This window comes from Halohasta salina, assembly GCF_024178165.1.
Taxonomy (GTDB): domain Archaea; phylum Halobacteriota; class Halobacteria; order Halobacteriales; family Haloferacaceae; genus Halohasta; species Halohasta salina.
In genome coordinates this window covers 340,079-361,704 of sequence record NZ_JAMZIE010000001.1, presented here as the reverse complement: position 1 = coordinate 361,704, position 21,626 = coordinate 340,079, and the positions used below count along the sequence as shown (strand labels likewise).

The 21,626-nt window shown below is 67.5% G+C and carries 28 protein-coding genes and 1 tRNA gene; 13 read left to right on the top strand and 16 right to left on the bottom strand.

Translation table 11 applies throughout. The features are described from left to right. Nucleotides 1-24 precede the first annotated feature (24 nt). From tpiA to NKJ34_RS01790, 8 genes are all read right to left on the bottom strand, one after another. A complete protein-coding gene (gene tpiA / locus NKJ34_RS01825) occupies nucleotides 25-669 on the bottom strand; it encodes a triose-phosphate isomerase (RefSeq protein WP_253736547.1) in 645 nt (214 codons plus the stop codon). 71 nt (nucleotides 670-740) lie between these two features. Beyond that, entirely contained in the window at nucleotides 741-1,271 is a 531-nt protein-coding gene (locus tag NKJ34_RS01820) for a multiprotein bridging factor aMBF1 (protein ID WP_253736546.1), read from the bottom strand. A 60-nt stretch (nucleotides 1,272-1,331) separates the two neighbouring features. Beyond that, nucleotides 1,332-1,937: a CDP-alcohol phosphatidyltransferase family protein gene (locus NKJ34_RS01815; RefSeq protein ID WP_253736545.1), complete on the bottom strand. Its 606-nt coding sequence runs from the start codon at nucleotides 1,935-1,937 to the stop codon at nucleotides 1,332-1,334. Further along, the gene (locus tag NKJ34_RS01810; RefSeq protein WP_253736979.1) at nucleotides 1,934-2,452 is read right to left on the bottom strand and encodes an adenylate kinase family protein; all 519 of its coding nucleotides are present in this window, start codon (nucleotides 2,450-2,452) and stop codon (nucleotides 1,934-1,936) included. Before NKJ34_RS01810 ends, NKJ34_RS01815 begins: the two co-directional genes overlap by 4 nt. 20 nt (nucleotides 2,453-2,472) lie before the next feature. Further along, nucleotides 2,473-3,561 carry a histidinol-phosphate transaminase gene (gene hisC / locus NKJ34_RS01805; RefSeq protein ID WP_253736544.1) on the bottom strand — a complete coding sequence of 363 codons (1,089 nt, stop codon included), beginning with the start codon at nucleotides 3,559-3,561 and terminating at the stop codon, nucleotides 2,473-2,475. A gap of 186 nt (nucleotides 3,562-3,747) precedes the next feature. After that, nucleotides 3,748-4,473 carry a CbtA family protein gene (locus NKJ34_RS01800; protein ID WP_253736543.1) on the bottom strand — a complete coding sequence of 242 codons (726 nt, stop codon included), beginning with the start codon at nucleotides 4,471-4,473 and terminating at the stop codon, nucleotides 3,748-3,750. A 3-nt stretch (nucleotides 4,474-4,476) separates the two neighbouring features. Further along, nucleotides 4,477-4,665, bottom strand: a complete 189-nt coding sequence (locus tag NKJ34_RS01795; protein ID WP_253736542.1) for a CbtB domain-containing protein — start codon at nucleotides 4,663-4,665, stop codon at nucleotides 4,477-4,479. A gap of 151 nt (nucleotides 4,666-4,816) precedes the next feature. Then, nucleotides 4,817-5,545, bottom strand: a complete 729-nt coding sequence (locus tag NKJ34_RS01790) for a fumarylacetoacetate hydrolase family protein (protein WP_253736541.1) — start codon at nucleotides 5,543-5,545, stop codon at nucleotides 4,817-4,819. A gap of 99 nt (nucleotides 5,546-5,644) precedes the next feature. Between NKJ34_RS01790 and NKJ34_RS01785 the strand changes: the two genes are divergently transcribed. Continuing rightward, the gene (locus tag NKJ34_RS01785) at nucleotides 5,645-6,358 is read left to right on the top strand and encodes a metal-dependent hydrolase (RefSeq protein ID WP_253736540.1); all 714 of its coding nucleotides are present in this window, start codon (nucleotides 5,645-5,647) and stop codon (nucleotides 6,356-6,358) included. A 136-nt stretch (nucleotides 6,359-6,494) separates the two neighbouring features. Continuing rightward, nucleotides 6,495-6,893, top strand: a complete 399-nt coding sequence (locus NKJ34_RS01780; protein WP_253736539.1) for an OsmC family protein — start codon at nucleotides 6,495-6,497, stop codon at nucleotides 6,891-6,893. Nucleotides 6,894-6,965: 72 nt separating this feature from the next. On the opposite strand, the gene NKJ34_RS01775 is transcribed toward NKJ34_RS01780, so the two are convergent. Next, nucleotides 6,966-7,103: a hypothetical protein gene (locus NKJ34_RS01775; RefSeq protein WP_253736538.1), complete on the bottom strand. Its 138-nt coding sequence runs from the start codon at nucleotides 7,101-7,103 to the stop codon at nucleotides 6,966-6,968. A gap of 110 nt (nucleotides 7,104-7,213) precedes the next feature. Further along, the gene (locus tag NKJ34_RS01770) at nucleotides 7,214-8,005 is read right to left on the bottom strand and encodes an HAD-IIA family hydrolase (protein WP_253736537.1); all 792 of its coding nucleotides are present in this window, start codon (nucleotides 8,003-8,005) and stop codon (nucleotides 7,214-7,216) included. 118 nt (nucleotides 8,006-8,123) lie between these two features. Between NKJ34_RS01770 and NKJ34_RS01765 the strand changes: the two genes are divergently transcribed. The 4 genes from NKJ34_RS01765 to NKJ34_RS01750 are packed head-to-tail and all read left to right on the top strand — an operon-like array spanning nucleotide 8,124 to nucleotide 10,875. Then, nucleotides 8,124-8,909: a GTP cyclohydrolase III gene (locus NKJ34_RS01765; RefSeq protein WP_253736536.1), complete on the top strand. Its 786-nt coding sequence runs from the start codon at nucleotides 8,124-8,126 to the stop codon at nucleotides 8,907-8,909. Nucleotides 8,910-8,912: 3 nt separating this feature from the next. Continuing rightward, nucleotides 8,913-9,947 (top strand): zinc-dependent alcohol dehydrogenase, encoded by a 1,035-nt coding sequence (locus NKJ34_RS01760; protein WP_253736535.1) that lies wholly within the window; start codon nucleotides 8,913-8,915, stop codon nucleotides 9,945-9,947. A 2-nt stretch (nucleotides 9,948-9,949) separates the two neighbouring features. After that, nucleotides 9,950-10,336: a 6-pyruvoyl trahydropterin synthase family protein gene (locus NKJ34_RS01755; RefSeq protein WP_253736978.1), complete on the top strand. Its 387-nt coding sequence runs from the start codon at nucleotides 9,950-9,952 to the stop codon at nucleotides 10,334-10,336. Beyond that, entirely contained in the window at nucleotides 10,333-10,875 is a 543-nt protein-coding gene (locus tag NKJ34_RS01750) for a hypothetical protein (protein WP_253736534.1), read from the top strand. Before NKJ34_RS01755 ends, NKJ34_RS01750 begins: the two co-directional genes overlap by 4 nt. Before the next feature lie 27 nt (nucleotides 10,876-10,902). Here NKJ34_RS01750 and NKJ34_RS01745 read toward each other — a convergent pair whose 3' ends face one another. Genes NKJ34_RS01745 through NKJ34_RS01730 form a run of 4 tightly spaced genes read right to left on the bottom strand, consistent with a single transcriptional unit; the run spans nucleotide 10,903 to nucleotide 14,152 of the window. Then, nucleotides 10,903-11,844 (bottom strand): class I SAM-dependent methyltransferase, encoded by a 942-nt coding sequence (locus NKJ34_RS01745; RefSeq protein ID WP_253736533.1) that lies wholly within the window; start codon nucleotides 11,842-11,844, stop codon nucleotides 10,903-10,905. Then, complete coding sequence (locus tag NKJ34_RS01740) at nucleotides 11,841-12,965, bottom strand: glycosyltransferase family 4 protein (RefSeq protein WP_253736532.1); 1,125 nt, start codon at nucleotides 12,963-12,965, stop codon at nucleotides 11,841-11,843. Before NKJ34_RS01740 ends, NKJ34_RS01745 begins: the two co-directional genes overlap by 4 nt. Before the next feature lie 50 nt (nucleotides 12,966-13,015). Beyond that, on the bottom strand, nucleotides 13,016-13,744 hold the full coding sequence (locus NKJ34_RS01735; RefSeq protein ID WP_253736531.1) for a CDP-alcohol phosphatidyltransferase family protein: 729 nt from the start codon (nucleotides 13,742-13,744) through the stop codon (nucleotides 13,016-13,018). Nucleotides 13,745-13,783: 39 nt separating this feature from the next. Continuing rightward, complete coding sequence (locus NKJ34_RS01730; RefSeq protein WP_253736530.1) at nucleotides 13,784-14,152, bottom strand: DUF7475 family protein; 369 nt, start codon at nucleotides 14,150-14,152, stop codon at nucleotides 13,784-13,786. Between the two features lie 96 nt (nucleotides 14,153-14,248). On the opposite strand from NKJ34_RS01730, the gene NKJ34_RS01725 reads away from it, so the two are divergent. The 4 genes from NKJ34_RS01725 (at nucleotide 14,249) to NKJ34_RS01710 (ending at nucleotide 16,243) form a co-directional block, all read left to right on the top strand. Next, nucleotides 14,249-15,016 (top strand): hypothetical protein, encoded by a 768-nt coding sequence (locus tag NKJ34_RS01725; RefSeq protein ID WP_253736529.1) that lies wholly within the window; start codon nucleotides 14,249-14,251, stop codon nucleotides 15,014-15,016. 70 nt (nucleotides 15,017-15,086) lie between these two features. Then, nucleotides 15,087-15,653: a hypoxanthine/guanine phosphoribosyltransferase gene (gene hpt, locus NKJ34_RS01720; RefSeq protein ID WP_253736528.1), complete on the top strand. Its 567-nt coding sequence runs from the start codon at nucleotides 15,087-15,089 to the stop codon at nucleotides 15,651-15,653. Nucleotides 15,654-15,703: 50 nt separating this feature from the next. Further along, a tRNA-Thr gene (locus NKJ34_RS01715) sits at nucleotides 15,704-15,777 on the top strand. A gap of 220 nt (nucleotides 15,778-15,997) precedes the next feature. Next, nucleotides 15,998-16,243, top strand: coding sequence for a DUF8028 family protein (locus tag NKJ34_RS01710; protein ID WP_253736527.1), 246 nt, complete (start codon nucleotides 15,998-16,000; stop codon nucleotides 16,241-16,243). Between the two features lie 10 nt (nucleotides 16,244-16,253). Here NKJ34_RS01710 and NKJ34_RS01705 read toward each other — a convergent pair whose 3' ends face one another. Continuing rightward, on the bottom strand, nucleotides 16,254-17,507 hold the full coding sequence (locus NKJ34_RS01705; protein ID WP_253736526.1) for a PQQ-dependent sugar dehydrogenase: 1,254 nt from the start codon (nucleotides 17,505-17,507) through the stop codon (nucleotides 16,254-16,256). 105 nt (nucleotides 17,508-17,612) lie between these two features. Between NKJ34_RS01705 and NKJ34_RS01700 the strand changes: the two genes are divergently transcribed. Both NKJ34_RS01700 and NKJ34_RS01695 read left to right on the top strand, forming a co-directional pair. Then, nucleotides 17,613-18,092: a DUF309 domain-containing protein gene (locus tag NKJ34_RS01700; RefSeq protein WP_253736525.1), complete on the top strand. Its 480-nt coding sequence runs from the start codon at nucleotides 17,613-17,615 to the stop codon at nucleotides 18,090-18,092. Nucleotides 18,093-18,174: 82 nt separating this feature from the next. Then, on the top strand, nucleotides 18,175-19,908 hold the full coding sequence (locus NKJ34_RS01695) for an excinuclease ABC subunit C (protein ID WP_253736524.1): 1,734 nt from the start codon (nucleotides 18,175-18,177) through the stop codon (nucleotides 19,906-19,908). 4 nt (nucleotides 19,909-19,912) lie between these two features. On the opposite strand, the gene mdh is transcribed toward NKJ34_RS01695, so the two are convergent. Beyond that, entirely contained in the window at nucleotides 19,913-20,827 is a 915-nt protein-coding gene (mdh, locus tag NKJ34_RS01690; protein WP_253736523.1) for a malate dehydrogenase, read from the bottom strand. A 96-nt stretch (nucleotides 20,828-20,923) separates the two neighbouring features. Here mdh and NKJ34_RS01685 point away from each other — a divergent pair, with 96 nt between their 5' ends. Next, nucleotides 20,924-21,559: an Sjogren's syndrome/scleroderma autoantigen 1 family protein gene (locus NKJ34_RS01685; RefSeq protein WP_253736522.1), complete on the top strand. Its 636-nt coding sequence runs from the start codon at nucleotides 20,924-20,926 to the stop codon at nucleotides 21,557-21,559. The last annotated feature ends 67 nt before the right edge of the window (nucleotides 21,560-21,626 follow it).

The window sequence follows — 21,626 nt, the reverse complement described above, 5'->3', positions numbered from 1 at the left end:
AGGTTCGATCGCTGGGCGGCCGACTTAGAGCCCGGAGACGAGGTCTTCGAGCGCCTCTTTCGGATCGTCGGCTTTGGCGACGCCGCTGGCCAGCAGGATCCCTTCGGCACCGAGTTCCTCCGCGGCAGTGACGTCTTCGCCCGTCGAGATGCCCGCACCACAGAAGACCTCGACGTCCTCGTCGACCTCGGCTGCGGCGTTGACGGCGTCCTCGACGATCTCGGGGTCGGCGGTCGCGACCGAGTCGTCGCCGCCGATGAGCTCCGGCGGTTCGACGGCCGCCGAATCGGGGCCGAGAGCGGCGACGGCGGCGATCTGTCGGGGGTTGTTCCCACAGACACAGGTTTCGAGGCCGGCGCGCTCGGCCGCGCGGATCGAGGCGTCGATGTCGGCGAGTTTGCGGCGGTTCTCCGAGTGGTTGATCAGCGTGCCGACCGCGCCGGCGGCGGCGGCGGCCTCGGCGAGCTGGCTCCCGGTGAAGCTGCCGTACTGGTTGGGCGAGACGTGCTGGGCCCACGTCTCGACGCCGGTCTCGGCGACGGCCTCGATCTGGGCGGCCTGCGGCGAGACGGCGATGCGAACGCCCGACTCCTCGGCTACCTCGTGGGCAGCTTCGGCGACGGCAATCGGATCACACGGGTACGCCTTGAGGTTCACTAAGATGAACATACCCACACAACGAGTCGCCTCCGACAAATAGCTTCAGTTTTTCGACCGTAAACCGAGGGGTGAGTCCGGCGCTACTCCTTGCGCTCGACGACGTCGCCGAGGGTCATCGACTGACCCGAACCGCTGGACCACTCGGTGTCGCCGACGTCGGCGCCCTCGGTGAGCGTGATGTCGAGCTTCTTCTCGAGTTTGGCCTTGACGTCGTCGCTCGGGAGGATGTCGCCGCGTTCGAGCTTGCGGATGAGGCTCGCCTTCTCGTTGAGGTCGTCGGCGAGTTCTTCCTGTGTCAGCCCCTCGGCCTCCCGTGCCTCCCGGATGCGGTCGTCGTAGTCGCCGGCGAGTTCGTCCATGTCGTCGAACATGTCCTTCTTGCGCCGCGTCGACCCACCGGAGCTCGTCGAGCCACCAGTCGAGCCACCCGACGACCCCGAAGTGCCGCTACTCGAGGAGGTGGAGTACTTGCTGGTTCCCCCGGTCGACTGCTGGGTTTCGACCGTGGTTCCGAACCCCTGACAGTTCTCGCAGAGTTCCAGTTCCGCACCCTCGACTTTCGTGGTGGTGAGCGACGACTCCTGGGCACCACACATCTCACATTGGGGCATATGAACGGATAACGTGCCACCCGGTATAAACCATACGCCGGCGACGCTGCTTGCCACCCTTCAGTCGAGATCGGACCACGCGCCCCAGAACCGCTGGAGGGCGGTGAGGTGGCCGACGACCGCGAAGAACGCCAACAGCAGCGCGACCACGCCGTAGCCGGCGACTACGGGGCCGGTGACGACCGCGGCGACCAACCCGGTGATCGTGATCAACACCAGCCGGTCGGCCCGGCCGACGAGCCCGCCGTAGGCCCGCCCGAGGCCGACGGCCTGAATCTGCGTGCCGAGATACGAAGTCATCAGCACGCCCGTGACGGCCACAAAGCCGAGGGCAAAGCGGTCGACGCCGGCGGCCAGTCCGCCGATGATGATCAGGTCGGCGTAGCGATCGATCACGTGATCCAGCAGGTCGCCGCCGTCGGAGGCGACGTTCTGCCGGCGGGCGAGCGCGCCGTCGACCAGATCCAGCCAGCCGTTGAGCAACACCAGCAAGCCGCCGACGGCGTACCACTGCGGCTCGCCGGCGACGAAGGCGGCGGCCGCCGCGGCCGCGACGCCCAACGAGAGCACGCTGACGCCGTTGGGCGACAGGCCGAGGCTGTCGGCGGCCGTGACGAACGGCGTCAGCATGCGGTCGGCCAGCGGGCGGAACTTGTCGAGGGTCATGGCAGCAGATACTCCGTGAAGTCGACCTCGCCCGCGCTGGGCTCGCGCTCGCCCGCAATGACTGCCGCGATCGCGTCGGCGACCGCCTCCGGGTCGCGGTCGGTGGTGTCGACCTCGTAGACCGACTCCTGACCATGTTCCTCGACGGCCTCCGAGAGCACGACATCGAGTGCCTCGCTTTCGGCGTTCTCGCGGGCCTTTTCAGGCGGGTCGCCACGTTCTTCGAGCCGGGTTTCGAGGTCGACCGGCGCACACCGCAACACGACCACGCGGTCGGCCTCGAAGTGGTGGGCGAGATGTGATTCGAGCACCCCGTTCCAGTCGCCGAGATGTGACCCGACGGCCTCGATGTCGGTCACAAGCGAGTCGCGGTCGACGTCACGTTCGGTCCACAGGTCGTGGTCCTTGATTTCGTCGTTGAGGTGGATGACGCTCGTGTCGACGTCCCAGTCGGCCAACGCCTCGGTGGCGGTGGTTTTGCCGGTGCCGGGGGTGCCGGTGACGGCGATCCGCAGCGGGTCAGCGGTGGCGTCGGTCACGTTGGTGCCACCTCGGCCAAGATGCCGTTGAGCGTCTCGACGGCCGTCTTCGTCTCCTCGCGGGTACCACAGGAGATCCGGACACAGCCCGGCAGCCCGAAGCTGCTGCAGTCGCGGATGATGACGCCCTCTTCTTGGCTCCGCTCGGCGACGTGGCTCGCGTCGCCCACATCGGCAAGGACGAAATTGCCAGCACTCTCGAAGGTCGGCGCATCGAGGTTCTCGTATATGTACTCCCGTGCCCACGCCGCGGTCTCGACCGACTGGTCGACGTGATCGTCGTCGTCAAGCGCGGCGAGGGCGGCCCGGCAGGCGAGTTCGTTCGCGGCGAAGGGCGTGTTGACGCGGGCGTAGGCGTCGGCCCACGACTCGGGGACGACCCCGTAGCCGATCCGGAGGCCCGCCAGCCCGTAGGCCTTCGAGAAGGTGCGAAGGACGGCCACGTTGTCGTACTCGTCGACGAGGTCGATGCTGGTCGGTCGCTCGGAGTACTCGCCGTAGGCCTCGTCGACCACGACCAGCGTCTGGTCGTCGACCGCTTCCAGCAGCGTCGTGATCTCCTCGCGGGCCCACTCGCTGCCGGTCGGGTTGTGCGGCGAGGTGAGGTGGACGATGCGCTCGCCGTCGTACGCTTCGAGGACGATGTCGGCGGTCTGGGCGAACTCGTCGTCCTTCGAGAGGCCGTAAGTCGAGACCTCGCCGTGGTGGTGGCGGGCGCTCATCGAGTAGTAGGAAAAGCCCGGTTCCGGAACGAGCACCGACTGGTCCGGTTCGAGCATGGCTCGCGAGAGGTAGTCGATCGCGCCGTCGGCCCCCGGCGAGACCCAGACCTGCTGGCTGTCGACGCTCCATTTGTCGGCCAGCTTCTCGGTGAGATCGGTGTGGGCGGCCTTCGGATAGACGTGCAGGCCCTCACGAGCCCGGTCGCAGACGGCGTCGACGGCTTTCGAGCTAGAGCCGTGGGGGTTCTCGTTCGAGGAGAGTTTGATCAGCGCGTCGGGGTCGAGCCCGAGGTCGCGGGCGACCTCCTCGATTCCCCGTCCCGGCACGTAGGGGCTGGTCGCGGAGAGATCCCGTGGGTGCATAGTCATGGAAAGCAGACGCCACCCCTTAAGCGTGATTACACGTCCGCACACCGGGAGCGCGCTGTCAGCGGTCGCCTCCGTCAGTCGTCACCGCCTACTCACGCGGGTCGACGCCGGCGCGCTCGACGGTCAGCTCCCGGCCGTCGGTGTCGACCTGAACCGGCGTGTCGGGGTCGGCTCGGTGGCTCATGCCGACTCCGCCGGCGTCGGCTCGGTCGCTCCGGCCACCTTCGATGGTGCTGTTCGACGCTGGAGCCAGCCAAACGTCACGGCGATCAGGAACCAGATCCCGGCCTGTCCGAGGACCACCGTCGCCTGATAGGCCGCGACGAACTCGGTCGACAGCCCCGGATGGGCGACGACCGTCGGCGTAATCGCCGGCAGAACGACCCCCGCGCCGACGACCGGGGCCAGCCCGGTGGCGACGCCAAGCAGCCGGTGTCGGGGAGCCATCCGCCGGTAGCCGGCGACGGCGGCCGCCGAGACGACCGCACCGACGCCGACGAGCCCGGCGTAGATCGCCAGCCGGGCGTCGACGCCATACAGGTGCTGCGAGGCCGGCGTCGCGGGCGGCAAGACCAGCCACGGGATCGCCGAGACCGTCAGGAAGCCGCAGCCGGCGAGGACGTACTGTCGGTTGGATCGGCCGCCCGGCAGCGCGGGTTCGAGGACGAACAGTGCGAGCCCGAAGAGCCCGCCCAAGAAGATCGCCCACACCAGGCCGCCGCCGACGCTGACGAGGGTGGTGATCGGCTCGGCGACGGCCGCCGCGTCGGCGGCGTGGTGGCCGTGGTCGTGGCCGGCGTGGTCGACGGCCGCGATCAGCGGGCCGACGACGACCGCGGTGAACAGCCCGTAGGCGACGCCGGCGACGGCCCCCGCCGAGACGCCGCGCGTGAGATACCCCAGCATCGGTCAGTGGCAGACGATCCCGGTAGCGTGTCGGAAATCGTGCAGCGAGTCGTGGACCAGCGGCTCCTGCAGCACGACCAGCGTGAACACGATCGCGGTCACGAAGGCGGCAGCGACGGCGAACTGGGGTGGCGACAGGGTCGCACGTGCGATTCGAACTCGGTCCGCAACGGTGTCGTCTATAGCAGACATGAAACTCTGATTGTGCTTCTGAAAGTTCGATTGTAAAGCTTGTGATTCAGCGGACTCGACGCTCGGTGCAGAGAGCGCTCGGAGCAGAATCGACGGTGAGTTCGAGGGGTTAGCGGTGGGTAGTCACCGACTACCAGTCGGTAGCGGGCGGCTACGCGTCGACGTCGTGTTCCAGCGTCCCGATCCCGTCGATCTCGACTTCGACGTGGTCGCCGTCCGACAGCGGGCCGACGCCTGCGGGCGTCCCCGTCGAGATGACGTCGCCGGCTTCGAGGGTGATGTGGGTCGTGATCTCGGCGATCAGTTCCGGCACCGAGAAGATGAACTGGTCGATCGAAGAGGCCTGCTTGGTCTCGCCGTCGACCCGGAGTTCGATCGCGGCGTCATCGGGGACCTCGTCGGGTGTCGCCACCACCGGGCCCATCGGGGCGGCGTTGTCGAAGGCTTTGCCGCGGATCCAGTTCTGTTCGCGGTCCTGATCGTCGCGGTTCGAGATGTCGTTGAGACAGGTGTAGCCCTCGACGACCGCCATCGCGTCCTCGGCCGCGACGTTCCGACACTGCTCGCCGATGACCACGGCGAGTTCGGCCTCCCAGTCGACGCGCTCCTTCCCGTCGGGAAGCGTCACCGTACTGCCGTGGGCGGCGACGGTGTTGGGTGTTTTGAAGAACAGCAGCGGCCGATCCGGGAGTTCGGAGTCGCGTTCGGCGGCGTGATCTGCGTAGTTGAGCCCGACACAGACGATCTTGGTCGGCTCGCAGGGCGGGAGGACGTCGGCGGTCTCGGGGTCGTACGTTCGGTCGCCGAACCGGATCGTCCCGTCGTCGAACGTCCCACGCCGGACCGAGCCGGACGGATCGCGGAATCGAATGTAGCGCATACCGGAGTGGTTAGACCACTCATAACAAAGTATTTGATACTCGGCGCGCGGCAGTCGCAGTTCAGTTTTATATGCGCGCTGGCACAATCGGTCGACGGTATGTCCTTCGAACTCACGTGGCACGGCCACTCGACATGGCACGTTACTGTCGGCGACACCAGCCTCCTGATCGACCCGTTTTTCGACAACCCGAAGACGGATCTCGACCCCGAGGACGTGTCGACGCCGGACTATCTGCTGTTGACCCACGGCCACGCCGACCACATCGCCCACGCCCCGGCGTTCAGCGATGCAACGCTGGTCGGGACTCCCGAAATCGTCAGTTACGCGAGCGAGGAGTTCGGGTTCGACGATACCATCGGGATGAACCTCGGCGGCACCGTCGAGTGCGGCGACGCCTTCGTGACGATGGTTCGGGCCGACCACACCAACGGGATCAACACCGACCACGAGTTCTCGGGCGGGATGCCCGCAGGGTTCGTCATCGGCGACGCCGAACCGCAGTCCGGCGGGACATCGACCAGTTTCTACCACGCGGGCGACACCAGTTTGATGAGCGAGATGCGGGACGTCATCGGCCCGTATCTCGACCCCGACGCCGCCGCTGTCCCGGTCGGCGATCACTTCACGATGGGGCCGTGGCAGGCGGCGGTCGCCGTCGACTGGCTGGGCGTCGACCACGCCTTCCCGATGCACTACGACACGTTCCCGCCGATCGAGATCGACGTCGACGACTGGCTCCGCGAGGTTCGGGCGACCGGCACCGACGCCGAGCCCCACGTTCTCGCCGGCGACGAGACGTTCGAACTGTAGGCCGTCTCCCGGCCGCCACCTGCAGCCGGTCGACATCGCCCAGTATCGCGTTCCGACCGAGTCGTAATCGGAACCGTCTTCATTCGCGTCGGCAGTGAGCAACGTTTAGGATGGTCGCGGGCGTCGACCGGGATGCATGACGGATATCGAAACCACCACTGTCAGCGAGGACGGCTACGCAACCACGAGTCAGGTCGGCGACTTCGAACTCTCGATCGACGCCACCGACGAGGCCGGTCCCAACCCCAACGCGGTACTCGTCGCGGATTACGCCTCCTGTTTCCTCCCCGCGCTCCGTGTCGGCGGCAACAAGGAAGGTCACGACGACCTGGGCACGATCCAGATCGACGCCGAGGCCGACATCGACGAGGGTGACGACCTGTCGGCGATCCGGTTTGCCGTCCACGTCGAGGCCGACCTCTCGGATGACGAACTCGCCGCCATCGTCGACCGCGCCGAGGACATCTGCCACGTCCACGCCGCGCTCAAACCCGAACTCCACGCCGACATCGAAGTCCACGGCGGCGCGTTCTAACTGGTAGATACAGCCACCGCTCACCGATTTTTTGGCCGTCATCGGAAAATCAGCGTGCGAAACCGCCGGCACTCACTGCCGAGTGCGGTGGTAGCTCCGGTAGGTCATCGCCCGCCCATCGATAATGACGAGATCCCGCCCTTCGGGGTCGTGGCTGGCTGGTGCTGGCGATTCGTCGCCGAAGACGTACGGTGTGTCACTCGGTTCCATACGAGCGAGTTCGCGCCGGTGAATATAAATCATTGTCAGACAATACCACACAAGATCGTGGATCGTCCTCGGTTCGGATCCGTACGTAGTCGCTGACTACTGAAGTGGAATCAGTCGACGCGGCCGTCGAGAACCGCATCGAGGTCGGCCAGCGAATCGAGCACGTAGTCGGGGTCGATCGGTGATGCGGCGAGGGCCTCGTCGTCGGTGACGCCGGTGCGGACGAGGACAGTGGTCATTCCAGCGGCCGCCCCGAGTTGGATGTCGGTATCGAGGCGGTCGCCGACGACGAGACAGTCGTCGGCGGCGTGTCCGAGGTAGTCGAGTGCGGTTCGGCGGGCCAGCCCGGAGGGTTTGCCACAGATCCGGTCGACCTCCCGGCCAGCGACCCCTTCGATGGCGTGGATGATCGCGCCCGAGCCGGGGCGGTTGGGACCGTCCTGCGGGATCACGGTGTCGGGGTCGGTCCCGATAAAGGGGATCGGCCGGTCGAGAGCGACGATCGCATCACACAGCGACTCGTAGCCGAAGCCGCGGTCGATCGAAGCCACCAGCGCCTCGGCGGCGTTGGGTTCCTCGGCAAGACGCAGTCCGGCGGCCTCCAGTTGGGCTTCGAGCCCCGACTCGCCGATGACGAACAGCCGATCGGCGGCGTGTTCGTCGCGGAGATACTGGGTGGTGAGCGTCCCGGCGGTAAAGACCTCCTCGCGGTCGACCGCGAACCCGGCGGTCTCGAACCGCGATTCGTAGGCCTGTGGCCGTGCAATCGGGTTGTTCGAGAGAAACACGCGGTCGAGACCGGCGTCTTCGACGGCATCGAGACCCGCTGCAGCGCCCGGTATCGGCTCGTCGCCCCGAACGACGGTCCCGTCGACGTCGAGGACGATCCCGCGATATGACATGCGTCGACGTTGGTGGTGGTCGAATTGAATCCCGCGGTTTCGAACCTCCGGTCGGCATCGGGGACGGTTCTGGGGAACGGAAAGACCCAATGTGGAGGGCTCCCAAAAGCGAGTCACTGTGACGACTACTCAGTTGACGCTCGTTCAGATCGACAACTACGGGCCATGGACGGTTACTCCCGAGCCGCGCCGCGAGATGGATCTCCAGACGCTCCAGTCGCGGCTGTTTGCGGATCTCGCCCAGTTTATTGGCAGCCGCGGCGGCTACGTCTTTTTTACGCGGTTCGATAACATGATCGCGGTCACAAACGGGATGGACCGCGAGGATCACGCCGCCCTCCAAGAGAGCGTCGGCAACCGGTATCCGGTGACGGTCAGCCTCGGCGTCGGCGTCGGCGAGACGCCGGCGGCGGCCCTCGACGGCGCGACCGAGCGGCTGCAGGACGCCGGCAGCGCCCAAGACGAGGACCGAACCGAGGTGTTGGCCGGCCGGTTCCTCGATCCGGACGCCGCGGACCCCGAGCCGGTCCGGATCGCCCACTTCGATATCAACGACGCGACCGGCAAGTACACCGACCAGCTCAACGAGTTCGACTCGTTTCTCCACGTCGAGCGGAGCTACGCCTCCCTCATGGAGTACATGCGGCAGGCCCACGGTGCACTGTCGTTTTTCGTCGGCGGCGACAACATCATCGCGGCCTGTCCCGAACTCCCCGCAGAGGCCTACCGGGAGGCCATCGACCACGTCAGCGCGGACGTCGGCGTCGACCTCAAAGTCGGCGTCGGCCGCGGCGAGACCGCCCACGAGGCCGGGATCGCCGCCAAACACGCCCTCGAAGACTGCCGCTACGAGGGGACGACCGTCGAGTTCGCCCAGCCACCCGTCCCGACGAGCGACGACTGACCGATGGCCCGCCGCTCGCTGTACTTCGTCGCGCCCGGCGAAATCGAGGTCCGCGAGGAGCCGATCCCCGAGCCAGCGGCCGACGAACTGCTGGTCCGGACGACGGTCTCGGCGGTCAGCCCCGGTACCGAGTGTTTGGTCTACGAGGGGAACGTCCCCTCGGAGATGGCTGCCGACGCCAACCTCGATGCGCTGTCGGGGTCGCTTTCCTACCCGCTCAACTACGGCTACGCCGCCGTCGGCGTCGTCGAGGCGGTCGGTAGCGAGGTCGACCCCGCGTGGCTCGACCGGCGGGTGTTCGCGTTCCACCCTCACGAGAGCCACTTCTGTGCGACCGCCGACGAACTCCACCCCGTCCCCGAGGGGATCGACACCGAGCAAGCGACGCTGCTGCCGACCGTCGAGACCGCGGTCACGCTGGTCCAGGACGGCGCGCCTAAACTCGGCGAGCGGGTAGTCGTCTTCGGACAGGGGCCGATCGGACTGGTGACGACCGCGCTGCTCGGGGCGTTCCCGCTCGACCGGCTGGTGACCGTCGACTACAGCCCGGCACGCCGCGAACGGTCGCGGGAACTCGGCGCGACCACGAGCGTCGACCCCGACGATCTCGGCGAGGCTCTCTCGCTGCCCGGCGAAACCGGAGCCGAGGAGCCGGCCGGCGCGGACCTGACCTACGAACTATCGGGGAACCCCGAGGCGCTGGATGCGGCAGTGTCGGCGACCGGTTACGACGGTCGGATCGTCGTCGGCTCGTGGTACGGCACCAAACCGACCGAACTCGACCTCGGCGGACGTTTCCACCGGAGTCGGATCTCGCTTTCGAGCAGTCAGGTCAGCACCATCGACCCCGCGCTTCGGGGGCGGTGGGACCGCGAGCGGCGGCTGGCGCTGGCGTGGGATCGGCTCGCCGATCTCGATCTCGACGGGCTGCTCACCGACCGCTACCCGATCACCGAGGCTCCGGCGGCCTACGACGCGCTGTCGACGTCGACCGACGGGACGCTGGGAACACTCTTTAGCTACGAGACCGGCCAATGAGTATGTACACGGTCTCGGTCCGCCGGCCGTTCATCGCCCAGCACTTCCTGACCGTCCCCGATCCCGGTCCCGAAGGCGAGCTTCACTCCCACCAGTTCACCGCGGTCGTGGAGTTCGAGGGTGCGGAGCTCGACGAGTACGGCTATCTGGTCGACATCGACGCGATCAACGCGGCACTCGACGACGTGGTCGACACCTATGCCGATACGACGCTCAACGACCAGCCGGCCTTCGAGGGGCTAAACCCGAGCGTCGAGCACTTCTCGCGGATCGTCTGCGAGCACGTCGTCGACCACGCGTCGCCAACGAACCCGGACCGAATCCGGATCCGAATCTGGGAGGACGACGACGCGTTCGCCAGCTACGAACGGACGCTGGCCGAGAGATGAGGGGTCGACGAGTCGGCCTGCTGGCCGTCGGCCTACTGGTCGGCTGGACGACGGCCTCGTGGGTCGGTATCTACCGGCTCCGGCTGACGGTCGGTCGGCTCTTGACAGCGCTCCCGGACGCACTCATGCCGCGGCATTTCAGCGTGCTGCCGCCGCCACCCCCCGAGCGTGTCGGTGTCTGGGATGTCGACCCCGCAGTCGCCCGACGGAGACTCCGGTCGACCTACGGGTTCCGCCGGTTAGTCAGAGCCTACTTCCACTGTTACGATCGGGACGGCCGGCGCGTCCACGAGGTCGGCAGCTTCGTCTACCGGCCCGAGGGGCTCACCGGGAGCCACCAGCTGCACGTCCGGCTGTTCCCCGCCGCCGATGGCGGGACCGAACTCTGGTGTCACTGGGAGCTGAACGCGAACGTTTCGCCGCTGGCCCACCTGCGTCGACAGGGATACGATCCGGCCGAAGGCGAACGCCGACTCCGCGAGTTGCTGGCCGACGAACGGATCTCGGCCGCCGACAGTCCGTCAGTAGTCGACGCCTAAGTGGCGGTCACGACCGGTAGCCGGCGACTACAGTCGGGCGAGTACGTCGAGGTGGTGGGCGACCAGCGTGAGTTCGCCGCGAGCCAGCTGTTCGCGCCGGCGCTCGATCCACGCGCGTCGCGTATCGGCCTCGATCACGTCGGGAGGGTAGTCCGCGAGCGCACCGTCGATCGTCGACAGGAGCCCGTCGAGCGCGGTCGACTCGGCGGCGGGATATTCGCCGTCGACCGGGCGGACGGTCCAGTCGGCTCCCCCGGCCGCAAGGACGGTGTAGCCGGCCGCCGGCAACGCTTTCAACAGCCGTTGGCCCGCCCGGCTGCTTCCCGGTTGATCGCGAACCTCGTCCATGTGGCGGTGGTAGAGCCGTTCGATCCGGTCGTCGACCAAGTCGCGCGGGAGGAACGAGGTGTGGCCGTTGAACGTAAACGGCGCGTACAGCAGCCCGCCGTCGGCGAGCAGCTTTTTCAGGTCCTCGACCGCCGGTTGGAGGTCGACCAGATCCAACACGGCTGCGGCGATGACCGCATCCGCCTCGTCATCGATGGCGAAGCCGTCGCCGACTTCGAGGCTGATCTCGAGACGCCGATCGAGGCCGTCGTTGGGCTGGCGAGCGACGATGCGGTCGGACTTCCGGTCGACCGTGTAGCCGGCTGCCGACAGCCGCTCGGGGAGCCGGCGGCGGGCGAGGTCGACGGTTGTAGCGTCGAGGTCGACTGCCCGGTAGTCGACCCGCGGGGGAAAGACCTCCCAGTCGGCGAGCCGGACGACCATCGAGCCGGTCCCTGCCCCCACTTCGACGATCCGAACCGGATCGGCGGAGACGACCCGTTCGGCCGTCCGATCGGGTTCGGCGGCTTGCGCAGCCGCCCGGTCGGCGAGTGCGTCGGTAAACCGATCGAACACCCGTCGGTTCAGCGCCCGGTCCTCGATGGTCCGTTTCGCATCGAGGAACTCGTGATGGGTCGTCACGACCGACCCTCCTGTGGGGTCGCAGCCTGCGGATCGGGTGTCGCGTCGGAGGCAAGCCGCTGGAGGTACGTCCGGACAGCCGACAGCGTCTCGGCCCAACTGGGGTGGGCCGCGGCTGTCTCCAGTGCGGCGACGCCGAGGTCACCCAACCGGTCGCGGTCGGCGGCCCAGTCGGCCAACAGGGCGGCGATCCGGTCTGCGTCGCCGGGGTCGACCAGCGCCCCGTTGCCGCCGTCGGTGACGAACTCCCCGGCCCCGCCGGTGGCGCTGGCGATCGGGACGACGCCGTGCTCCATGGCTTCGAGATACACCATCCCGAACCCCTCGTAGGTCGAGGGGACACAACAGACGTGGCTGGCCGCGAGCACGTCCGTGAGCGCCCCGTCGTCGACCTCGCCGACGAATCGGACGCGATCGTCGAGTCCGCGGTCGGTGGCCGCCTCCACCACACGCTCGGCGTAGGCCGGGGCCGCCGTGTGGCTGCCGACGACCGTCAGCTCCCAGTCGGGGCTCTGTTCCCAGCCGTCCAGCCGGTCGACCGCTTCGAGGAGGGAGAGCGGGTCCTTTCGCGGAACGAGATTACCGACGAAGGCGATCCGGAGCGGTCCTTCGGCGGCCCGACGGCGGACGTCCTCGGGAGTGGCGGCGGTCCTCTCAGTCCGGCCGGCTGGCGGGGCTACCGGGCAGTCGGCGAGGCCGGGGGCCAATCGGGCGGCCCGCCGGCGGGTGAACGCACTAGTGCAGACCGCCCCGTCGACCGAGCGGAGGTACTGACGCTCGATCCACCGACGGAGCCGCAGCAGCCGGCCCGACGGTCGATCGGAGGCGACGTGGTGGACGAGCGCGGCCACGGCACCGGGACGGTCGAGCCGGCGGTGCTGTCGCCACAGCGATGGATGGCACAGTTCGTCTTCCAGCAGTACGTCGACCGGCCGGTCGAGCCGCCGGGCGATCGTGGGGTCGAGGCCGTCGGCCGCCCGCCGCCAGTAGCTCCCTTCAGGGAGGGAGATCACGTCGACCGTGTCGCCACAGTCCCGGCAGTAGTCGACGAGCTGCCGGTCGTAGCGGTAGCCGCCGGACGTGCCGTCGAGACCGCCGTAGACGACGAATCCGAGATGCATGTCGGTCCGACCTCCTATTTAGTTGCCGACTACTTAAGTAGGGATGCGGGTCAGCGCCGCCCCGAGACCGCCAGCCAGTCGCGGACGAAGTTCGCCAAAAACGGGACGAGCACGGCGAGCGACAGCGGTCGGCTCACCGCCGTATCGACCATCGGGAGCAGCGCGACCCAGATCGCCGACATCGCAAACCCGCCGAGGAGCCGCCGGAGTTGACTCGGCGGGAGCTCGAAGACGGGGAGTCCGCGGCGTTGGCGAAGCCCGATCCCGGCGACGAACGCGTAGCGGGCGAGACCCACACCGAGAAAGACCGCCGGTGCGAGTCCCTTACTAACGACCAGCAGGCTTCCCAACAGGACGGTCAGGCCGTCCATCTCGGTGTCGAGCTGCGCGCCGAGATCGGTTACGGTATCGGTCGCGCGGGCGACCACGCCGTCGACGGCGTCGAGTCCCGCAGCGATAGCGAACAGTGCCGCCGGGAGCCACGTGACCGGTGCCGCACCGACGAACAGGAAGCCGGCCAACACGGCGAGGGCGGCCCCACGAGCGAGAGTGATCGCCGTCGCCACCGTGAGCCGACTGTCGGTCGTGACCGGCCGGGTGGCGACCGCCGAAATGACGATCACCGCGCCGGCAACGCCGAGTAAAAACCGTCCGTCCGGAATCGTCTGTAGACTGGTCGTAAGTACCGCGACTGTCACGCCGACCAGCAGCCCGAGCCACAGCGCCGCGACCGATCGCCGCTGGTCGGCCGAGCCGTCGACCGACAGTCTACGCGCCACCGTTGGCCTCCGGCCCGCGACTGGTAGTGGCGCCGGCCATCACCAGTCCCAGCGGTAGAGCGTGGCGAGGACGCCGATCAACAGCAGTTGGGCAAGCTTGTCGATGAATGCCGGCGGCCCGATATCCGTCGGTCCCGGCCGGTTGAGTGCGTACCACGCGACGATCTGGACGGCGGTAAAGGCGATACCGACCAGATACAGTTGTCGACGGCGGTAGTCGACCAGCAGCAGGACGATCCCGCCGAGGAAACCGCCGGTCGCCAGCAGGAACAGCACCCCCATCGGGTGGGGGAAGAAGCTGACGCCGAGCACGAGATGGACGACTGCGCTGATCAACGCCAGATTAACGCCGATCCAGTGGAGCGTGGTCAGCGAGTCGAGTTCGAGCCGGCCGTCGCTGGTACTCATACCGACCTTATCGTGAACGGCTTTCAAACAACTTTTGTTATTCGGCTATCAGTCGCGGTCGGAACGGATTTGTCGCCGACGGACCGAAGAGGCGGTATGGATGCTGATCGACGCCGGCTGGGAGTCGGTCTCGTCGTCGGTGCGCTGTTGCTCACCAGCGGGGTGATTCCCCATCCCGTCTTCGGCTCACCGTACGAAACCCGTGAACCTGCTCCCTATCTCCACCAGGCGGTTCCCGAGGGTAGCGACCAGTTCGACCGGCTCGTCGACCTCTACGAGTTCGATCCCGAGTCCTTGACACCGGTGACGGAACTGTCACCGGCCGCCAGAACCGCCGTCGAGCGCACGGTCGACCGCGAGCCCGAGGCCGACGGCTGGCGGCGCTACGAGCTACCGGTCTGCCGGGAATCGGTCCTCGTCTGTGACTCGGTCCGGGAGCCGCCAGCCGACTTCGAGTACGGTGAAGGACCGCCGGCTGCGGTCTTCCGACTCGTCTCGGTCGACGGCGAGCGCTACCTGTTGCAGACCGGCGTCCAGACCGGAGCGGGCCTGAGCGACGGCCTCGGCGACCAGCCGGCGTCGACGTACCTGTGGCTCGGCGGACTGCTGCCGTTCGGCGTCGTCGTGATCGCCAGTCAGGCGATCGCCCAACGGACGGGCGAGCGGCGGCTCCCGGCCCTGTTGACGGCCGCCGGCGGTGGACTGGTGGTCGCCGGCGTTGCAGTACCGTATCTGGTCGTCGCGGGCGTGGCGTCCTACGAAGCGATCGTGGGGCCGGTGACGATCGGCGTGATCGGAGCGACCGCGCTGGCGGTCGCCGCGCTGATCACACAGACGGTTCGGTACACGACAGTCGAAAACTGACCGCTGGGGCCGAAAACTGACCCGCGGCGGTGGACCGTCATCTTTAGGTAGCGGCTGGAGAAGTCCCAACATGGACCGCCTGCGGCAGTCGCTTCTCGACACTCCAGTTACCGAAAAGGACGGCTATCACTACTTCGTTCATCCGATCAGCGATGGCGTTCCGATGTTGGAACCCGAGTTGCTCCGGGAGATCACCGTCCGAATCGTCCGCCGGGCCAACCTCGAAGACGTCGACAAGATCGTCACACCCGCGGCGATGGGGATTCATATCTCGACGGCAGTCTCGCTGATGACCGATATCCCGGTGGCGATCATCCGGAAGCGCTCCTACGGTCTCGACGGCGAGGTGTCGCTGTCGCAGGTCACCGGCTACTCCGAATCCGAGATGTACATCAACGACGTCGAGGAAGGCGACCGGGTGCTCGTTCTCGACGACGTGCTCTCGACCGGCGGGACGATGACCGCCATTCTGGACGCGCTCACCGAGATGAACGCCGAGGTCGTCGACGTGCTGGCAGTGATCAAGAAGGTCGGCGAGAACAAACTCGACGACACCGACTACGACGTCAAGACGCTGATCAACATCGACGTCGTCGGCGGCGAGGTCGAAATCGTCGACGAAAACGGGGATTTCTGAGCCGGCTTTCGCAACCCTTATTTGCTGTATGGCGGTACAGTGAACTGCGCGCCGGAGTAGCTCAGCCTGGCAGAGCGAATCCTTCGTAAGGATTAGGTCGAGGGTTCGGATCCCTCCTCCGGCTCTTTTTCGAATCCAGTAGGACACCGAGCCACGCGTGGCATTCGGAGTACGTGGCAACTCGAATTACCGTCGACCGACCGGTCTCGCCGGCATCAGTTACCCCGTCGACGGGGGTGAATACCGGTAGCAAATCAGTATGATGCAAATAATTATATATGCATGTCACGTCGTCACACATAGGTCAGACATCGATGCCACTCTCCCGCCTCGCCGAACGTTGTATGCCCCGCCCCGAGGCTGGCGAGGAGTCGACGGCGGTAGTCGGTCAGCTCCGATGTGTCGGAGCCTCGACCGTCGAGGCAGTCGGCTTCTGGCTGGCTATCGCCCTCCCGCTCCCGACGCTGGTGGTGTTGACCGCCGGCGTCGGCACGCGAACCGAACTACTCGCCGTCACCGGCCTTCTGACGGCGAACCTGCTGGCTTTCTACATCGGTCACGACTACGCTCGGCCGGAGACTGACACCTGAGACGCCCCGATTATTCGGGGACCAGTCGGACGACCGGTGCCTCAGGGGCGTCGACTGCGGCGTACAGATGGCCCGTGTCGGGAGCGGTAGCGACCGCCCGCAGCCGCCAGCCCCGGTCGGCGAGCAGCGGCTCCCGTTCGGTTACGTCGGTGCCGTCGACCGAAAACCGGCCGAGGTACTCGCCGGCGAGATTGCCGACGAACAGATCGCCTCGCCAGTCGTCGATCGGCCCGTCGTAAAAGGTCATTCCCGCCGGTGGGAAGCCGCCGGTGCCGCACTCCCAGTAGTAGACCGGCGGGACGAGATCCTCGTGCTCGGCGGGCGAGTCACCGACCGGCCGATCGGTGCCGTACTCGCAGGCGTAGGTCGCCAGTGGCCAACCGTAGTTGCCGCCGGCCTCGATCACGTTGAGTTCGTCGCCGTCGCGCTCACCGTGTTCGGATTCCCAGAGCGCCCCGGTCTCTGGGTGGACCGCCAGCCCCTGTGGGTTTCGGTGGCCGTAGCTGTAGATCGGATCGCGGGCGTCGCCGTCGCCGGGCGTTGCCCGGCTGCCAGATGAGCTCCGCTCGTCGCTGTCGCCGGACTGTGTCCGGCTGCCCGAGGAACTGAGTTCCTCGCTGTCGACGAAGGGGTTGTCGTCGGGGATCGAGCCGTCGGGTTCGAACCGGAGGATCGATCCGAGATCGTTCGTCAGGTCTTGTGAGACGTGCTCCGGCCCGAAGTCCTTGAACTCCCGATCGCCGACAGTCAGGTAGAGCCGCCGGTCGTCGCCGAAGACGACCCGCGATCCGTAGTGGTTGGTGCGGTCGAGAAACGGTTCGGCGGCGTGGAGCACCTCGAAATCAGAGAGCCTCGCAGCCGCCGGATCGAGCCGCCCACGGCCGAGATGCGTCGTCGACTCCCCGGCGTCGTTCGCTGCGGAGTAGGTCAGATACACCCACGGTTCGGCCGGGAACTCGGGGTGGATCGCCACGTCGAGCAGCCCGCCTTGACCGGCCGCGTCGACCGTCGGGACGCCCTCAACGCCGGTTTGATCGCCGGTCTCGCGGTCGACCAGCACGACACGCCTCGCGTCGCGCTCGGTAACCACGAGTCGGCCGTCGTCGGGGAGAAACGCCAGCCCCCACGGGTTGGAGAGTCCGTCGGCGACGGGCTCGACGGCGACGCCCGACGGGTCGGCGGGGTCGTCGGCCGTCGAGCCGAGACAGCCGGCGACCGCACAGGAGGCCGCGGCCACGCTTGCGAGATAGCTGCGTCGATCCATTGGTCGACGTTGTCGGTCGGCCGAAATAAACGGTGTGTTGGGCCACCACCAGTAGGTGCCGCACCGATGGCGTTAGGTCCCTCGCCCGCCCGGTCGACAAGCAGGATGGACGACCACACCCACGATCCGACAGTCGCGCCGCCGCTGGCCGGTGAGCCGACGGGCTGGAACCCCGAGACGGGCCACTGGGACCACGGTACCCTCCGAATGGCGACCCTCTACGGCGTCCGATTCTTCAACGCGGGCGAGTTCCATGCCTCCCACGACTGTTTCGAGGACGAGTGGTACAACTACGGCAGCGGCACCACCGAAAGCGCGTTCCTCCACGGGATGGTGCAGGTCGCCGCCGGCGCGTACAAACACGTCGATTTCGAAAATGACGACGGGATGCGGAGCCTCTTTTCGACCGCGCTGCAGTACCTACGTGGCGTGCCCGACGATTTCTACGGCCTCGATCTCGCCGACGTGCGGTCGACGCTCCGGGCGGCCCACGACGAGCCGACGGTCATCGACGGCTGGCAGCTCCGGATCGGCGGCGAGCGACCGGTCGCCACCGAGTCGGATCGACAGTATCTGGTCGACTAACTACTCACCGCCGACCGCGTCGGTGACAACCTCCCCCGCCGGACCGCGTGGTTGAAAGTTATGCCGTCCCTACTGGGGGCGAATGCAGGTCTCGATGCTTCGGGAACGCGCCAGCGACGCACCACAGGAGCCGGGGATCTACCAGTTCCTCGACGACGGGACGGTGCTCTACGTCGGCAAGGCCGTCGACATCCGCTCGCGGGTGCGGTCGTACGCCGATCCCCGGAGCGACCGCATCCGGCGGATGGTCCGAGCGGCCGACGAGTTGGAGTTCGCCGTCACGGACACCGAGACGCAGGCGCTGCTGTTGGAGGCCAACCTCATCAAGCGCCACCAGCCGCGGTACAACGTCCGGCTGAAGGACGACAAATCCTACCCGCTGGTGCAGTTGACAGACCACTCGATTCCACGAATCGAGATCACGCGCGATCCAAACGATGCGGCGACCGTCTTCGGCCCCTTCACCGACAAGAGTCGGGTCGAGACGGCGGTCAAGGCGATCCGCGAAATCTACGGACTGCGTGGCTGTTCGGACCACAAGTACAGCGGCCGCGAGAGGCCCTGTCTCGACTACGAGATGGGGCTCTGTACGGCTCCCTGTACGGGCGAGATCGACCCCGAGAGCTACCGCGAGGACGTCGACTCGGCGATCCGGTTTTTCGAGGGCGAGACCGGCGTGCTCGCCGATCCCCTCAGGCGAGCAATGGAGACCGCCGCCCAGCAGCAGGCCTTCGAGCGAGCCGCGAACCTCCGGGATCGGCTCGAAACCGTCGAGGCGTTCCACGGCGGCGGCGAGTCGGCGGTGTCGGGCCACTCGCGGGAGCGCAGCGTCGACGTCCTCGGCGTGGCCATCGAGGGCGAGGCGGCGACCGTGGCGCGACTCCACAGCGAGGACGGCCAACTGGTCGACCGCTCGCGGCACAGCCTCGATGCCCCCGACGACGAGGAGCACGTGCCGGCGCTACTGTCGGCGTTTATTCCCCAGTACTACGCCGAACGCGAGTTCCCCGACGCGCTGTTGCTCTCCGAGCAGCCGACAGACGGGGACGTCACCGCGTGGCTCGACGCCGAGGGCGTCGACGTCCGGGTGCCGGGGGCGGGCCGGGAGGCCAAACTGGTCGACCTCGCGCTCAAGAACGCCCGCCAGCGACCGGCCAGCGGCGACCCCCTCGGCAGACTCGGCGACGAACTCGAAATCGGCCGCCCGGAACGGATCGAGGGGTTCGACGTGAGCCACTCACAGGGCCGGGACGTCGTCGGGAGCAACGTCTGTTTCGTCGGCGGCAGCGCCGAAACGAGCGACTACCGCCGCAAGAAGCTCACCGACCGCAACGACGACTACGCCAACATGTACGAACTGGTCGAATGGCGGGCGACCCGGGCGGTCGACGGCCGGGACGACCGGCCCGACCCCGATCTGCTGCTGGTCGACGGCGGCGAGGGCCAACTCGGCGCGGCAGTCGACGCCCTCGATGCGACCGGCTGGGACGTGCCGGCGGTCGCGCTGGCCAAAGAACGGGAGCTCGTGATTACACCCGAGCGCGTGTTCGACTGGCCCAGCGACGCCGGCCACTTGCACGTCTGCCAGCGCGTCCGCGACGAGGCCCACCGATTTGCGGTCCAGTACCACCAGACGCTCCGCGACGAGGTCGCCACTGCCCTCGACGGGATTCCGGGTGTCGGCCCCCAGACGCGGAGTCGCCTCCTCGGCCGGTTCGGCAGCGTCGAGAACGTTCGGAACGCCTCGGTCGAAGATCTCAGGGACGTCGACGGCGTCGGTGAGAAGACGGCTGCGGCGATCGCCGAGCGACTGTAGGGCCTCAGGCGATGCGGCCGTACTGGTCGGCCAGCTTGTCGGCGGCCTCGGCCAGCAGATCGGTCTCGTAGGCGTCGAGTTCCCAGTCGACGATCTCCTCGACCCCATCCGAGCCGAGTCTGGCCGGGACGCCGAAGCCGGTGTCGCTGTGGCCGAACTCGCCGTCGAGGACGACCGAGCAGGGGAGTACCTCGCCGGTGTCTTCGACGATCGCCTCGACGGTGTGGGCGACACCGGTGGCCGGGCCCCACTCGGTCGCGCCCTTACGTTCGATCACGTCCATCGCCGACTCCTGGAGGTCGCCGAGGATCTCCTCCCGCTCGTCGCCCGAGAAGGTGGGATCGCGGCCGTCGACCCGTACTTTCGAGAACACCGGGACCTGTGCGTCGCCGTGTTCGCCGAGGATCGTCGCCTCGACGTTCCGGACGGGGGTATCGAACCGCTGGCTCAGCACGTAGCGGAACCGCGCCGAGTCGAGGCGGCCGCCGAAGCCGATCACGTGCTCCCGTGGCCGGTCGCCGACCTCGTAGAGGTGGCGATTCAGCAGGTCGACCGGGTTCGAGGTGGTGACAGTGACAAAGTCGTCGTTGTACTCCGCCAGCGATGCGCCGATATCCGCCATGATCGGGGCGTTGTCCTCGGCGAGATCCAGCCGGGTGTCGCCGGGCGACCGGGGGATGCCCGCGGTGATGACCACGACGTCCGAGCCCGCGGTTGCGGCGTAGTCGCCCTGTCGGACCACCGTATTCGAGTCGTAGGCGATGCCGTGGTTGGTGTCGGCGGCCTGCCCGACCGTCGTGTCCTCCATGTCGGGGATGTCGACGAAGACGAGTTCGTCGACGACATCCCGGAGCGCGAGATTGTAGCCCGTGGCCGCCCCAACCGTGCCAGCCGCACCGACGATGCTGACTTTTGTCATGGTCGACAGTGACGCAGGGGATTTCCCTGTAAGTTTCGGTCGGGGCGAGCCGGTCGAGCCGCTGTGTTTTTCCACCGCAGGCCCCTCTCGTCGCCTATGAGCGACTTCGACAAGGAAGCCGAACGCGAGAAGCTTCGGAAGAAGTTCGCCGACGACGAAGAGAAACGGGCCGACACACAGCGAATGAGCGAGCTCCTGCTGAAGGGGGCGACGATGACGAACAAGCACTGCGACCGGTGTGGCGATCCCCTGTTCCGCTACAACGGCCAGACGTTCTGTTCGACCTGTCAGGCCGAGGGTGCGGCCGACGCCGATGCGGGAACCGCAGGCGACGCTCAGCCGACCGGCGACGACGGGTCCGAGGCTCCCCGGATGGCCGAGTCGCGCGGCGATCAGTCGACCGAGCCGCGGGGCGACCGGGATGCGGAGGCGCGCCCCGAGCAGTCCTCGCAGTCACGACCGCAGCGGGTGGATGCTGTCCGGGACGAGACGGGAGCCGCCCGGAGCCAGCGGACGAGCGAACCGGCCCCGACGGTCGACGGCGAGCCGCGACGCTCGGCGGGGGGTGGCGAGACGGCGGCCGCCGGGAGTCTCGCCGAGGCACGGCAGTCGCTCCGGCGGACGGTGACCCGGTTCGCCCGGGCCGCCGAGGAGACCGACGAGCCGCGACGGGCCCGCGAGCTACTGGCGGCGGCCCGCGAGGCCGCCGAGGCGCTGGCGGCGCTCGACTGATTCCGGTTGCTGTCGGCAGCCATCGTCTCGACTGTCCGAGTAGCGGGCGGGCCCGGCTGCGAGCAGT

Bases quoted from the DNA above. Each gene is read 5' to 3' on its own strand.
- hisC (WP_253736544.1), bottom strand. From the start codon at position 3,561: ATGCACCCACGGGATCTCTCCGCGACCAGCCCCTACGTGCCGGGACGG.
- NKJ34_RS01760 (WP_253736535.1), top strand. From the start codon at position 8,913: ATGGCCCGCCGCTCGCTGTACTTCGTCGCGCCCGGCGAAATCGAGGTC.
- NKJ34_RS01790 (WP_253736541.1), bottom strand. From the start codon at position 5,545: ATGCGCTACATTCGATTCCGCGATCCGTCCGGCTCGGTCCGGCGTGGG.
- NKJ34_RS01710 (WP_253736527.1), top strand. From the start codon at position 15,998: ATGCCCCGCCCCGAGGCTGGCGAGGAGTCGACGGCGGTAGTCGGTCAG.
- NKJ34_RS01795 (WP_253736542.1), bottom strand. From the start codon at position 4,665: ATGTCTGCTATAGACGACACCGTTGCGGACCGAGTTCGAATCGCACGT.
- NKJ34_RS01755 (WP_253736978.1), top strand. From the start codon at position 9,950: ATGTACACGGTCTCGGTCCGCCGGCCGTTCATCGCCCAGCACTTCCTG.
- NKJ34_RS01815 (WP_253736545.1), bottom strand. From the start codon at position 1,937: ATGACCCTCGACAAGTTCCGCCCGCTGGCCGACCGCATGCTGACGCCG.
- NKJ34_RS01700 (WP_253736525.1), top strand. From the start codon at position 17,613: ATGGACGACCACACCCACGATCCGACAGTCGCGCCGCCGCTGGCCGGT.
- mdh (WP_253736523.1), bottom strand. From the start codon at position 20,827: ATGACAAAAGTCAGCATCGTCGGTGCGGCTGGCACGGTTGGGGCGGCC.
- NKJ34_RS01725 (WP_253736529.1), top strand. From the start codon at position 14,249: ATGGATGCTGATCGACGCCGGCTGGGAGTCGGTCTCGTCGTCGGTGCG.
- NKJ34_RS01820 (WP_253736546.1), bottom strand. From the start codon at position 1,271: ATGCCCCAATGTGAGATGTGTGGTGCCCAGGAGTCGTCGCTCACCACC.
- NKJ34_RS01695 (WP_253736524.1), top strand. From the start codon at position 18,175: ATGCAGGTCTCGATGCTTCGGGAACGCGCCAGCGACGCACCACAGGAG.
- NKJ34_RS01685 (WP_253736522.1), top strand. From the start codon at position 20,924: ATGAGCGACTTCGACAAGGAAGCCGAACGCGAGAAGCTTCGGAAGAAG.
- NKJ34_RS01800 (WP_253736543.1), bottom strand. From the start codon at position 4,473: ATGCTGGGGTATCTCACGCGCGGCGTCTCGGCGGGGGCCGTCGCCGGC.
- NKJ34_RS01770 (WP_253736537.1), bottom strand. From the start codon at position 8,005: ATGTCATATCGCGGGATCGTCCTCGACGTCGACGGGACCGTCGTTCGG.
- NKJ34_RS01750 (WP_253736534.1), top strand. From the start codon at position 10,333: ATGAGGGGTCGACGAGTCGGCCTGCTGGCCGTCGGCCTACTGGTCGGC.
- NKJ34_RS01780 (WP_253736539.1), top strand. From the start codon at position 6,495: ATGACGGATATCGAAACCACCACTGTCAGCGAGGACGGCTACGCAACC.
- NKJ34_RS01775 (WP_253736538.1), bottom strand. From the start codon at position 7,103: ATGGAACCGAGTGACACACCGTACGTCTTCGGCGACGAATCGCCAGCA.
- NKJ34_RS01785 (WP_253736540.1), top strand. From the start codon at position 5,645: ATGTCCTTCGAACTCACGTGGCACGGCCACTCGACATGGCACGTTACT.
- NKJ34_RS01730 (WP_253736530.1), bottom strand. From the start codon at position 14,152: ATGAGTACCAGCGACGGCCGGCTCGAACTCGACTCGCTGACCACGCTC.
- tpiA (WP_253736547.1), bottom strand. From the start codon at position 669: ATGTTCATCTTAGTGAACCTCAAGGCGTACCCGTGTGATCCGATTGCC.
- NKJ34_RS01740 (WP_253736532.1), bottom strand. From the start codon at position 12,965: ATGCATCTCGGATTCGTCGTCTACGGCGGTCTCGACGGCACGTCCGGC.
- NKJ34_RS01705 (WP_253736526.1), bottom strand. From the start codon at position 17,507: ATGGATCGACGCAGCTATCTCGCAAGCGTGGCCGCGGCCTCCTGTGCG.
- hpt (WP_253736528.1), top strand. From the start codon at position 15,087: ATGGACCGCCTGCGGCAGTCGCTTCTCGACACTCCAGTTACCGAAAAG.